15 protein-coding genes are annotated in these 10,803 nt (G+C 57.1%); 10 read left to right on the forward strand and 5 right to left on the reverse strand.

Features of this window, described 5'->3' with window-relative positions:
• A partial coding sequence (locus tag BM400_RS22250) for a hypothetical protein (RefSeq protein ID WP_089844080.1) occupies positions 1 to 298 on the forward strand: 298 nt, incomplete at its 5' end.
• A gap of 992 nt (positions 299 to 1,290) precedes the next feature.
• Positions 1,291 to 1,695, forward strand: coding sequence for a hypothetical protein (locus BM400_RS21835; RefSeq protein ID WP_141224042.1), 405 nt, complete (start codon positions 1,291 to 1,293; stop codon positions 1,693 to 1,695).
• 67 nt (positions 1,696 to 1,762) lie between these two features.
• On the opposite strand, the gene BM400_RS21450 is transcribed toward BM400_RS21835, so the two are convergent.
• Positions 1,763 to 2,461 (reverse strand): DUF3027 domain-containing protein, encoded by a 699-nt coding sequence (locus BM400_RS21450; RefSeq protein WP_089844087.1) that lies wholly within the window; start codon positions 2,459 to 2,461, stop codon positions 1,763 to 1,765.
• 175 nt (positions 2,462 to 2,636) lie between these two features.
• Between BM400_RS21450 and BM400_RS21455 the strand changes: the two genes are divergently transcribed.
• Positions 2,637 to 2,867, forward strand: coding sequence for a hypothetical protein (locus BM400_RS21455; protein WP_089844090.1), 231 nt, complete (start codon positions 2,637 to 2,639; stop codon positions 2,865 to 2,867).
• Between the two features lie 42 nt (positions 2,868 to 2,909).
• Here the strand turns inward: BM400_RS21455 and BM400_RS21460 are convergent, their stop codons facing one another.
• Positions 2,910 to 3,578, reverse strand: a complete 669-nt coding sequence (locus BM400_RS21460; RefSeq protein WP_089844091.1) for a recombinase family protein — start codon at positions 3,576 to 3,578, stop codon at positions 2,910 to 2,912.
• A gap of 412 nt (positions 3,579 to 3,990) precedes the next feature.
• Positions 3,991 to 4,755: a TIGR03435 family protein gene (locus BM400_RS21465; RefSeq protein WP_175529196.1), complete on the reverse strand. Its 765-nt coding sequence runs from the start codon at positions 4,753 to 4,755 to the stop codon at positions 3,991 to 3,993.
• Positions 4,756 to 5,126: 371 nt separating this feature from the next.
• Between BM400_RS21465 and parA the strand changes: the two genes are divergently transcribed.
• The 5 genes from parA to BM400_RS21490 all read left to right on the forward strand — a co-directional run bounded on the left by parA (position 5,127) and on the right by BM400_RS21490 (position 7,886).
• Complete coding sequence (parA, locus tag BM400_RS21470) at positions 5,127 to 5,744, forward strand: ParA family partition ATPase (protein ID WP_089844096.1); 618 nt, start codon at positions 5,127 to 5,129, stop codon at positions 5,742 to 5,744.
• Complete coding sequence (locus BM400_RS21475; RefSeq protein ID WP_089844099.1) at positions 5,741 to 6,010, forward strand: hypothetical protein; 270 nt, start codon at positions 5,741 to 5,743, stop codon at positions 6,008 to 6,010. Before parA ends, BM400_RS21475 begins: the two co-directional genes overlap by 4 nt.
• 59 nt (positions 6,011 to 6,069) lie before the next feature.
• On the forward strand, positions 6,070 to 6,972 hold the full coding sequence (locus BM400_RS21480) for a replication protein RepA (protein ID WP_089844102.1): 903 nt from the start codon (positions 6,070 to 6,072) through the stop codon (positions 6,970 to 6,972).
• 325 nt (positions 6,973 to 7,297) lie between these two features.
• On the forward strand, positions 7,298 to 7,594 hold the full coding sequence (locus BM400_RS21485; protein ID WP_245782092.1) for a BrnT family toxin: 297 nt from the start codon (positions 7,298 to 7,300) through the stop codon (positions 7,592 to 7,594).
• Entirely contained in the window at positions 7,587 to 7,886 is a 300-nt protein-coding gene (locus tag BM400_RS21490; protein WP_245782093.1) for a hypothetical protein, read from the forward strand. The genes BM400_RS21485 and BM400_RS21490 overlap by 8 nt, the downstream gene beginning before the upstream one ends.
• 423 nt (positions 7,887 to 8,309) lie before the next feature.
• On the opposite strand, the gene BM400_RS21840 is transcribed toward BM400_RS21490, so the two are convergent.
• Positions 8,310 to 8,573 (reverse strand): hypothetical protein, encoded by a 264-nt coding sequence (locus BM400_RS21840; RefSeq protein WP_141224044.1) that lies wholly within the window; start codon positions 8,571 to 8,573, stop codon positions 8,310 to 8,312.
• A 151-nt stretch (positions 8,574 to 8,724) separates the two neighbouring features.
• A complete protein-coding gene (locus tag BM400_RS21500) occupies positions 8,725 to 9,090 on the reverse strand; it encodes a hypothetical protein (RefSeq protein WP_089844111.1) in 366 nt (121 codons plus the stop codon).
• A 179-nt stretch (positions 9,091 to 9,269) separates the two neighbouring features.
• Here BM400_RS21500 and BM400_RS21505 point away from each other — a divergent pair, with 179 nt between their 5' ends.
• Positions 9,270 to 10,487 (forward strand): MobA/MobL family protein, encoded by a 1,218-nt coding sequence (locus BM400_RS21505; protein ID WP_089844115.1) that lies wholly within the window; start codon positions 9,270 to 9,272, stop codon positions 10,485 to 10,487.
• Positions 10,488 to 10,493: 6 nt separating this feature from the next.
• The coding region (locus BM400_RS21510) for a hypothetical protein (protein WP_089844119.1) at positions 10,494 to 10,803 on the forward strand (310 nt) is incomplete at its 3' end.

The following is a 10,803-nucleotide window of genomic DNA, read 5'->3' on the forward strand; positions in this document are numbered from 1 at the left end:
CGAGAAGGCCGTTGAGGGGCCGATCCGGTCGATCGAGGTGGCGGCCTACCATGCGCGAGAGGCGGTCGGGCACCTCAAGGAGGAGGCCCGTTTCCAGACCTGGACCGTGTTCGCCCTCATCCTGGCTCTGGGTTTTGCTTTGGGAGCCTTCGGGACGTACTTCTTCTTTACCCGGCAGGTGTCGGCGTTGAACAGCCGTTTCGATCACTTTGAGCAGATCCTGGCTGCGCCCGCACCGGCTCCAGCGGACACCCACGCCCCGACGCCCCAGCCCGGGAAGAAGCATGGGCAGCACTAAAGGCAGGCTATGGATTTGACGCGCAAGCGCTTGGAACGCGGAGAAAGCCCCGCGTCCCACAAACCCACAGCCTCGACGACGGGGAGCGGAACTGAGAAGTGTTTTGCGGTGTCTAACGTAGAGTTCAATCTGTGAGGGTGCAGATGCGTCGAGTAAGGAGGATCGTCGGATGGAGCCTCCTTACGCTGTTCTTGATCTTCCTTGCAATTTGCACGACTGGCGAAATTCGCCAACGTATTCTGGTGCATCGGGCTGCCGCACTACTCTCGGATATACACTCGTTGCGCCTCCATCAGAGCGACTGGAACGACGCGCAGCGATTCATAGCAACCTGGGGACGGTGGGGCCATTATGACGGCGCATGTACCTCTGAAGATTGCTTGTATGTTGTTACGCTCCACGATCTGTCTATACCAGTAAATAACAACGTCGCGGAGTGGCCTTCGCGGATGACGTATTTCTTATCTGCCTTTCGGCTTCTGCCGAGACAATGGGGCGGCGGGTTACGCCTGATGCAGGCAACGTTTTTAGTTCAAAATGGGGCCATCGTGCGATCAGGAGTTTCGATCGATATGTCGCAATCACCCTTCGCGAAGGGTGCCCAGCCGGTGTGTTGTGGCGCTGAACTAATAATCAGTGCTCGGAGCCAGGCTTCGCTCGGGATGCCGGAGTCGTGGCAGGAGGAACAGCGAAGCCGCCATCCCGACTACACGACGTGGAGACCGGGAGGCTGTACGTTTTGCCTTATGGGTAGAGTCACCTACGCCGACAGCATCCCCGTGGAAGAGGCCGTCAAGTTAAGTGATTTTCAATTGTCATGCGCCACTCGCTGGAGTTCCTGTCTTACGCTAGAAGAGCTTGACCCCGCCGCTCATTCTTGGCATCTGTACGAAGCTCCCTGGGGAGACCCGCCGGAGAAGACAACCTCTCAACAGATGCCGGTAGGGTGTGCCCTACCGTTGTATGCTCTGGGCCGAGATGCAGACCGAATTGTGTCCGTCGAAGCATTGGAAGATGGGGTAAGCCTTGGTAAAGACGCCGAAGGCGTGGAACATGAAAGTTCGCGCGTAAGGGTGATAGCTGGGCTTAAAGGAGCTTCTCCGTGGCCCATTGATTCCACGCAGAGGGTTCTTTCTTCGGGATCTCCTTATTACGACAAGGTGCGAAAGCCTGCCCATTTGGTGAAGACTCAGCGCTATTTCTTGATGCTGGGTAACGAAGAGGCCGCAAGCCAGGATCACATCTCGCTTGAAAACTGCGGAGTCGTCGGGGAAGATACGGCCAGCGATCGGGAGGTCAGACGAGGAATGGCTATGGATGATCAGCTCAAGGGGTTTGAGCCCACTGTCTCGCTGGAAGGCTTTGCGCGACATCGATCACAGCCATGGGATAGATAAACTCCTGTTGTACATTTGCCTCCGACAACCGGCGTTGTCGTGGACAGCGCTTATTTGTCCAATGACCTTAGGCTTCGTCGGGTGCTCTAAAGACCGGGCAACCGCTAAAACGCGCAACGACGTGGCCATCGAACGGGCTTTTCTCCGCTATACAAATTCCGTATTCGAGTAGGGCGAAATCTCCATCCAAGGGCCGAAACCAATCGCAGGCGTTGCAGTTGCCTTTCACAGGTTCAGCAGTTGGCACACCCCAGCGTTCATGCGCGTCTTCGGCCATTTTGATTTCTTTGGCGTACTCATCGGGGCTGCCCTCTGATTTTGCGTCCAGCCAAAGCGCGCCCTTTTTTGCGGAAAGCCAGGAACCGGACGGAAGCCTAATGGCCCATTGGGGATCTCCGACTGTCAGAGCCATGGACCGTAGGCGTTGTTCGTTCGAGAATGATGCGACGATCTCTGGAACGGCACCAACCGCAACTATGTCATCGAGTCGCGAGCCCTGAAGCCCACGGATGCCGTCAGCGATCTCCGGGCGTGTGTCTGAGCTGCCAAACAGAATGGCTGACGCATTTTCCACCCGCCAGTCCCACTCGACACACAGGCAAGCCTCTCCCTGTTCATGTTGGCCGCGTGGTTGTCGAGGAGGCGAAAGTCGTCCGAGTTCGAGAAATATCGCGGACCCGTACCCCTTCCACGCTAATGAGACCTCCATCCCCTGGAGAACTCGGACATAGTCCTGAAACTCTTGCTCTGAAAGCGTTGTCGCCATAAGAGCAAGTTTAGGTGTAGGCACCTGTTTCCGGTGCTTTCGCCCCAAGTTGGGGCCACTCTTCGAACGTTTGCATCTCTGCGCAGCCAGCTTGTTACTCCTGAAACGGAGGTTTCAGGCCGTACGTTTAGCCAAGTTTGGCCTCACCTGTACGGTGGACTGGCAAACTAAGTAGATGAGTCGCCAGAAAAAACGAATAATCCTCGCCTCGGTTGTCGGGCTCGTGTTGTCTCTTTTTCTGGGAGTTCCGGGACTACTCGGAGCAGCGCTTGTTTTTCCTGAAGGGATCGAGGGCGACCACGGCTTGATGTATCTCGCACTTGCAACCGTCATAAACTTTACTCTGTTCTTCACAGCGATCTACTATCTAGTCGGCCTGTTCTCGAAAACCAACAATTCAGACTGAGACGCGCCCCGGTCATGCGCTTTGATAGTCGGCGCTCTCTAATCATTCCATCACCCTTTGAACCTGGACCGCAGACCATTCCCCAGCTCTTCGAGGCGTGGGGATCTCGCGAGCGTTGAGTTCTGCCGCGATCGCGCGGAGCGAGCTTGCGCCGGTGGCTCGTACGGCTGTGATGATTGGAACGAGCTCCGCGCGAACCTGGCTCGCTTTCTGGCTGCGCACCTGGCGCGCTGCAGCTCCGATCTCTCGAAACCGCTCAGCCGAGACGCGCCGGCCGCCAAGCTTCGTTCCCCGCGCCTTTGCGGCGGCGAGGGCTGCCTTGGTTCTCGTCGATATGGCCTCAGCCTCCTGCTCAGCAACGGCGGCCAGGATATGGACCACGAACCGATTCGCCTGGGGCATATCGACCGCCACGAACTCGACACCAGACTCCATGAGGTTCGAGATAAAGGCGACGTTGCGGGCGAGACGGTCCAGCTTGGCGATCACGAGGGTAGCTCGATGCTTGCGGCAGAGCTTGAGGGCGGTAGCGAGGGCTGGTCGGTCATTCCGCTTGCCGCTTTCCACCTCCAGAACTTCCTCTACAAGCGTCCAGTCTCCTCCATTGAGGAATCCGGCGACGGCGGCGCGTTGCGCTTCGAGGCCCAAGCCGCTAGTTCCCTGCCGTACTGTTGAGACCCTCAGGTAGCTCACAAATCTGGTCTTCGCCATCGTTTTGGCCCTCTGTTACGTTTCTTCTACGTCGGTAGAAAGAATGTAACAGGGCAACAGCGACACCTCGACGCTTCATGGCTCGCGTTGGACAAAGTTGCCGACAATGCCGTTTGAACTAAGCCGCTGGCGCGGCGGACGCTGCGCGTGTGATACTGCGGACATCATGGGCTGCTTGGACTTCGTGAATCGATCGTCGCGACCTCTGGCTAAGTCTCAGCAAATGAGCGGTTTACAGGCGACAATCGATTCAAATCCCATAGACTGACCGCATCCGTCGCAAACGCCCGCGGCTTCCTTCAAACGACCCTATCAAAACTGCCCCGGACCCTGCTTCAAGGGCTGCCCCGCACGTCCGCGGCCGGGGCAGCCCTGATAGGTTCCTAACGTTTCTCGGGATGTTTCACCACCTTTAGTTTTGCGGCGGCTTGTCGATGTGATCAATGATAAGCATCTTCACTGGTCCCTTCGCCGCCTCGACCTTCAGCCCAAGCTGTTCCTGCAGTGCACGATCCATGGGCGGCATTGGATCTAGGTCGTCGGCTGGTCGGTCCCGGTCCCATCGGCCTTTGTATTTAATAACAAAGTCGTACTTGTCTGTGAGTCCAGTCTTGTCAACCACTGGTCGCCCAAATTGCCCCGTCAGCATGCCAACCAAGTCTGCCATAGAACACCTGTGCGCAATAAAGTCATATCCCTGCCCATCATTCTTCTGATAGAGCGAAGGTATCGGCCGGTCCCCAAAACTCGTTACCTCGTCCTTCGACGGCGGTATCAAGCCCGCGAGGAGCTTCGGCTTTCCCTTTGCCAGCACCAGGTTGTAGACGTCGCCTTCCTTCGTCTCCCAGTGTGTCTTCAGTTGGAAACGTTCTTCCAGCAAGGCTTGGAGCATATGCTGCTGCTCCGCGTGCTCCTGCTCTTTGTTCAACGCTGCTATCTTCGCGTCCGCGCCGGGATCACCCTTGGCCTCGATCACAAACAATGTCGGACGTGGCCATTTGGGAAAACCGACAACTTGATTGCTATCTACCCCGTACGCGTAGCTCACCAGATTTTCGATGTCCCAATTTTCTATCCGCAAATGCGTCGTATGCGGCACAAATTGCCCGCTCATCGTAAAACCAGCCTCCCTATCAACGTCCTTATTCTCCCGCACTGACGCCACATCGAACGTCATCGTTGCCGTATAGGGAGCGTTTGCAGACAAGGGCGATGTTGATGAAGGGGGCGCGCCCGCTTGCCCTAAGCAAGAAGGAGTAAGAAGCGACATGAGTCCAACCGCAATGACTAAAGAGGCGACGCTACAATTCGATCTTGGAAAGGTGTGATCGATCATGAATACGATGAACCCCGCTACGAAACGAAACTAAACTAGGATACCGCTGCATACGACTTGTTCCCTGCAAGTCATCGTTACGGCAATGACGAGGATGTGTCTCCGAATGCGCCGCATCGGGGTTTTAGCGGCTTCCTTTGAGCAGGTATCAGTTGAGATACATTACTCTTTTTTGACGTCGCGGCGCTTTGGCGTTGTGGCATCATGACGTCATGAAGTCAATCGCATTCCTTAGCCAGAAAGGCGGCAGCGGGAAGACAACGCTTGCTGTCCATACGGCCGTTGCCGCTCAAGAATCTCGGGAGAAGGTGTTCCTGATCGACACTGACCCACAGAAGTCCGCGACCGTCTGGGGAGACGCTCGGGAAGCGGACAAGCCCGTAGTCGTCACGATCTCTGCTGGCGAACTCGACAAGGTCCTCAAAGCTGGCGCTGAAGACAAGATGACTCTTGCAATCATCGATACCGCACCCCACACCGCGCCTGACGCTGCCCGTATTGCAAAATCTGTTGATCTGGTCGTAATTCCCTGCCGCCCGACCGCCTTTGACCTAGCGGCCGTCAGTAACGCTGTTGAGATTATCCGAGCAGCTAAGAAAAAAGCTGTCCTAGTGCTCTCCGCTTGCCCGTTCCGCTCCCCTGAGATCGCCGAGACCAGGGCGGTGTTGGAGCAATACGGATTACCAGTATGTCCCTCTGACATTACGGATCGCCGCGCCTTCGCTCGAGCCGTGGCAACTGGCAGAGCGGTTACTGAGTTCGAAGCAGACGGCAAGGCAGCACAGGAAATTCAAGAACTTTGGAAATGGCTAAAGGAGCAATTGAGATGAGCGGAAAAGTCACAGGCCTTGCAGCATTCACTAAACGTGGAGCTATCCAACCAGAGATCTCCGCAACACTTGGGGATCAGGATTCAACTGTGGGCCGCCAGAGGGCAAAGAAGGAGGTCGTAGCCCTTACCGTGCGCTTGCAACGCTCTGAATGGGAACGGCTTCATCAGCTCGCTGTCTCTGAAGGAATGAGCATCCAGTCGCTTGCGGTTAGAGGACTCAACCGCGTCTTTACTGATAAGGGTCTGCCAAAGCTGGCAGAGTAACCAATGCGCCGTGACGCATTGACGTCATAGCGTCATGACGCATTCTGGAGCATCACACCATGCCGCGAAAGACAAAGGAAGACGCCCTAGAAGGGAGCTATGCAGACAAGCTGATAGACGCAGCTGTTGACATACGCATGAACCCAGGGGCGGTTGAACGCTCCTACATGGCTCGCCAGCTCGTGCAATGCACCCTCCCGCACTCGGACCCAGGAAACCTGATGCGCTGGAGCCGAACGAACGGTCATCTCACCCTCGCCATCCGCCCCTACGTCGACGAACACAACAAAGCCCTTTACCCCTACGGTTCTATTCCTCGACTGCTGCTGTTCTGGCTCGTCACAGAAGCCACACAGAAGAAAAGTCGCCACATACGACTTGGAAACAGCTTGGACGGCTTTATGCGCGAGATCGGCCTGAACCCTAGAACCGGAGGAGGGAAGCGGGGCGACGCAGCACGCCTGCATTCTCAGATGGAACGCCTGTTTCGCGCCATCATCACCTTTGAGGATCGGCGCGAGTGGTCTAAGAGCTATGTCGATATGCAGATCGCTCCCAAAGGGACGTTGTGGTGGGATCCAGCCAAGTCACACCAAGACAACCTCTGGGAATCCTGGGTGGAGTTGGGCGAGGAATTTTTCGCCGCCATCACGGCCGCTCCGGTACCAATCGATATGCGCGCGCTTCGTGCTCTGAAGCGGTCTCCGCTTGCACTCGATCTTTACGCCTGGCTGACGCACACGGCTTTCAGCGCTACTCGCAAGCGTGAGTCCCGCATCGTTCCCTGGGAAGGGCTCCACGGTCAAATGGGAGCCGAGTACGCACAGCTCCGCGACTTCAAGATCAAGGTCAACATGGCCCTAAAGAAGATCCAGCTTGTCTATCCCACACTCAAGCTTGAAACGACGGGAACAGCCCTCATCGTTTATCCATCACCCACTGCGATCGCGTCCAAAAGCTAAGTCCTTTGTTTCACACAAGGCGCTACGGTGAAACGGTCGCGCGGAATGCCCTTTAAAGTGACTTTTCTACGGTGAAACGGTCGCGCCGTTACGGTGAAACGGTCGCGCCGTTACGGTGAAACGGTCGCAGTTTTCGAATGCTTAAAGGAAGCCTGTAGTTAAGCCTTTAGTCTTTGCTTTAGTTTCTCTATTCCTATAGTCGGTGGGGCCGAGCTTGTGGATTTTCAAACCGGCAACGACCAAAACCCATACGGTGAAACACTAGCGCCTCCCCAATCTGTGAAAGCTGTAGCCACCTCGCGAGATGTGTATATACAATAGCTATATGGACTTGTACTCGATGCTGGATGGGCAGGGCTTTGTCTGGGATAGCGATAAAGCCGCCAGCAATGCCTCCAGGCACGGCGTACGGTTCGAGCAGGCCCGAGAGGTCTTTCTCGACCAGCTCGCTCGCTACGAGGACGCCAGCCCCCAGGAAGAGGCACGGCAGGCGTGTATCGGCCTCACAACCGACTACCGGCTCCTCTATGTCGTCCATGTGGTTCGGGAAGGTGATGTGCTCCGCCTCATCTCCGCAAGGATTGCGGAACCGGCGGAAAGGAGACGCTATGAAAATGACTGATCGCATCAAGCGCAACATGCAGCCAGACAAACCCATGACCCTGATCTCCCTCCGCCTGCCCGATCACGTCATCGACGATCTCAAGGAGGTCGCCCCCTCGCTCGGATTCGGCGGATACCAGGCACTCATCCGGGCCTACATCTCGAACGGACTCCGTAAGCACCTGGCCGAGAGGGAAGCGCAACGGGCCAAGGACTCGACCGTCGAGGAGTTCAGCCAGAGGCTCATCGCCCATGGAGTGCCAGAGCAGGCTATCCAGGAAGCTGTCGCAGAGATGAGAGCGGCAAGGTAGGCGCTGCAAATTCTTGCGGATAGCTGAGTGACCTGAGAGCATGGCGCATGAATCGACGTCAGTTCGCACTCGCAGCCGCCTCATGCTCCGTTCTGCTCACCGGGTGTGACACGGAACAGAAACCTGCAGCTACAGCCACGTTGCTGAATAACAGCGAAATCCAGTCAGCGCTCAAGAATTTGGCCGATGCGATAGACACCTTGGTCGGAGACGTGGGAGAGTTTGATTCCAATAACTGGCGGGAAGTCGTACCGCAGGTTACGAGCTCTTCGGAAGAAGTAAGCAGCGCGTTTGAGGCATTACGTCATGCTCTGAGTGTTCCAAACGCATAGACCTCGCCGTCGGAGCTGTGGGCAAAGTGGGAAACGCTTTTGGGCGTTTTCCAAGGCGGCTTCTTGCCGTCTTTTCCATGGCTCTCGAACGTTAGTGCACCGCTTGGTTTCTGAGTTTGGGATCGTTTGAAACGAAGAAGATGGGCTCCATTCGTTGATGTTCTATGACTTCAGATACACCATTGGAAGTCAGCCGAACGTAGGCGGGATAGACTCCAGGCTCCGTGAGGTTCACGTCGTTTCCCTTTACCATTTCTAGGACGTTGCCTGATTTGTCTTTCAGGATCAGTTTTGCGTTGGCCCCAAAGGGATTCGAGTAGTAGTTCAGCGTCACCGACACATCACTGCGTGCCATCCCAGCAGGTAGCTTGAACCACACTGGAAGACGAGAGGTGGTTGAGAGTTGAAAGCTGGACTCCAGGCAGCCGCTCAAGAGAGATAGGCAGATCAAAAAGCTAAAGCCAAGCACATACTTCTGTGTTCGAGTTCGCCTAGTCTGCATGCGTTCAGTCCTGTTCATGATCGCTGCTGGGTTTCTTGACGGTGAGACTCAGCCCGAAGAGCGAAGCTTTGAGCCGTTCGGGAGAGTCGGAATAGAACTCTTCGAGTAGCGCCTTGAACTTGCCAGACGAGCCCTCGGAGATCTGGCACTGATGGATCATGGCCACGCCGACGAGGATCTTGGCGTGGTTCTCGCGTTTCTTCTGTTCCCGGATATCTAAGGCTCGCAGCCGTCGTTCGCTGCTCTTGAGTGCCGCGACCTTCTCCGCTGTAGCCTTGCGGATGGCTGCAACCTCAGCAGCAGCAGCTTCTTTGATGGCTTTCTTCTGTGCTTCGAGTTCCTGGATGCTCTTTGGGTTCGACCTGGCCATGCGTCCTAGCATACAATCAAGAACGTGCTGGCGTAAACGTTCGTTAGCAACTAATGCGCGATACCTAGTTTGTTTCACAAACTACGCGCACCTGCGGTGAGCAGAGGCAACCGCAGGTGCAACGGCAAGAACAACCGCAACCGCAAAGGCTCGCTCGCTTGGCCATCGTTCATGTAGTCATGAAGTCGTCCAGCACGGCACCGCCCGCGGCGGCGCACGCGCAGTACATCGCCCGCGATGGTCAGTATCAGCAGCGTGGCGGCCTGGAGCTGGTCGAATCGGGCAATATGCCCGAGTTCGCCCGTGAGAATCCGCATAGCTTCTGGGAAGCAGCGGACGCCTTCGAGCGGAAGAATGGCCGCGCTTACACAGAGCTGCAGATCGCTCTCCCCCGCGAGCTTGCACCCGAGCAGCGTCATGAGCTGGCGCGTGAGACAGCCCGCGAGCTGCTGGGCGAGCGTTTTGCCTACACGCTGGCGGTGCATACGCCTTTGGCGAAGGACAACATCGAGCAGCCGCATATGCACCTGATGTTTTCAGAAAGGGTGGTTGACTCGAACACTCAATCCCTTTCCGAAGAGCAGTTCTTCAAGCGCAATGGAGCGAAGAAAGATCCGGAGTGGAACTCGCGGGACAAGCCCATGGAGGTACGCGAGAAGTGGGTCGAGATGATGAACGCGGCCATGGAGCGGCACGGCCATATTCATGATCCTGCGCATCGCCTGGATGCGCGTTCCTGGGCCGACCAGGGCCGCCCCGATCTGGCCGAGCTGCGGGAGGAGAAAACGCTTCGTGGCAATGGTCCCGAAGCGATGGAGCGGCACCGGGAGATCGATGGGCTCAGGGAGCAGCGGGCCGAGCTGCCCGCGCTGCACTTGAGCGCGGATAAGGTGATCGAACTTTGGGAACGGGGAGCAGAGCAGCAGATTGCTCAGGTGCAAGAGCGTGAGGCCCGGGAGCTGAGCCGTCTGGACAAGCTCATCGCCGCCGCCAGGGAGTTCGCCCACGAGGTCAAAGACCGTACCGTCGCCTTTGCGAAAGACATCAAGGAGCGGGCCGGTTCCCTATTCGGCAATGCACCCCAGGAAGAGCAGGCCAAGGCCGTCCCAGAGAAAGACCAGGCGCAGGAGCAGGCACGACCGCCTACGCCAGAGATGCAGGCGCGGCTGGATGAACTGTTGGGTGGGTTCCATCGGAGGATGGAGGCGCAGCAGTCCGTCGAGGCGAAGCTGGCCGACTTCGGCAACCGCATGGATACCAGGCTTCAGCAGGAACAGGCGCAGGCGCTTGCCCGTCAGCAGCAGGAGCAGGCATTGAAGCAGCAGCAGGAACAGACGAAGACCAAAGAGCCGGAGATTGAGCGCGAGCACTCTCGTGGGTTTGGCATAGGAAGGTAAAGCACCATGAAGGACGATGAGCTGTTAGCGATCTACGGAGCCACCCGTCAGCTGGCCGAGGGCATGACGGCGCGGGACGCGGAGCTGAAGCAGAGCACGGCGGCGCTTGAGGCCACGATCACTCAGGTGCGGCAGTTGCCGGCCATGCTGGGCCAGCAGACCAGCAAGTACATCGCCGCCGGCATCCGGGAGGTGGTGCAGGAGGACTTTCGCCAGCCCATCGAGAAGGCCGTTGAGGGGCCGATCCGGTCGATCGAGGTGGCGGCCTACCATGCGCGAGAGGCGGTCGGGCACCTCAAGGAGGAGGCCCGTTTCC

The organism is Granulicella pectinivorans, from assembly GCF_900114625.1.
Taxonomy (GTDB): Bacteria; Acidobacteriota; Terriglobia; order Terriglobales; family Acidobacteriaceae; genus Edaphobacter; species Edaphobacter pectinivorans.

Excerpts from the sequence above, each read along its gene's own strand:
- BM400_RS21840 (WP_141224044.1), bottom strand. The coding sequence starts at position 8,573 with ATGGCACGCAGTGATGTGTCGGTGACGCTGAACTACTACTCGAATCCC.
- BM400_RS21465 (WP_175529196.1), bottom strand. The coding sequence starts at position 4,755 with ATGACGTTCGATGTGGCGTCAGTGCGGGAGAATAAGGACGTTGATAGG.
- BM400_RS21450 (WP_089844087.1), bottom strand. The coding sequence starts at position 2,461 with ATGGCGACAACGCTTTCAGAGCAAGAGTTTCAGGACTATGTCCGAGTT.
- BM400_RS21475 (WP_089844099.1), top strand. The coding sequence starts at position 5,741 with ATGAGCGGAAAAGTCACAGGCCTTGCAGCATTCACTAAACGTGGAGCT.
- BM400_RS21460 (WP_089844091.1), bottom strand. The coding sequence starts at position 3,578 with ATGGCGAAGACCAGATTTGTGAGCTACCTGAGGGTCTCAACAGTACGG.
- BM400_RS21455 (WP_089844090.1), top strand. The coding sequence starts at position 2,637 with ATGAGTCGCCAGAAAAAACGAATAATCCTCGCCTCGGTTGTCGGGCTC.
- parA (WP_089844096.1), top strand. The coding sequence starts at position 5,127 with ATGAAGTCAATCGCATTCCTTAGCCAGAAAGGCGGCAGCGGGAAGACA.
- BM400_RS21490 (WP_245782093.1), top strand. The coding sequence starts at position 7,587 with ATGACTGATCGCATCAAGCGCAACATGCAGCCAGACAAACCCATGACC.
- BM400_RS21480 (WP_089844102.1), top strand. The coding sequence starts at position 6,070 with ATGCCGCGAAAGACAAAGGAAGACGCCCTAGAAGGGAGCTATGCAGAC.
- BM400_RS21505 (WP_089844115.1), top strand. The coding sequence starts at position 9,270 with ATGAAGTCGTCCAGCACGGCACCGCCCGCGGCGGCGCACGCGCAGTAC.
- BM400_RS21500 (WP_089844111.1), bottom strand. The coding sequence starts at position 9,090 with ATGGCCAGGTCGAACCCAAAGAGCATCCAGGAACTCGAAGCACAGAAG.
- BM400_RS21485 (WP_245782092.1), top strand. The coding sequence starts at position 7,298 with ATGGACTTGTACTCGATGCTGGATGGGCAGGGCTTTGTCTGGGATAGC.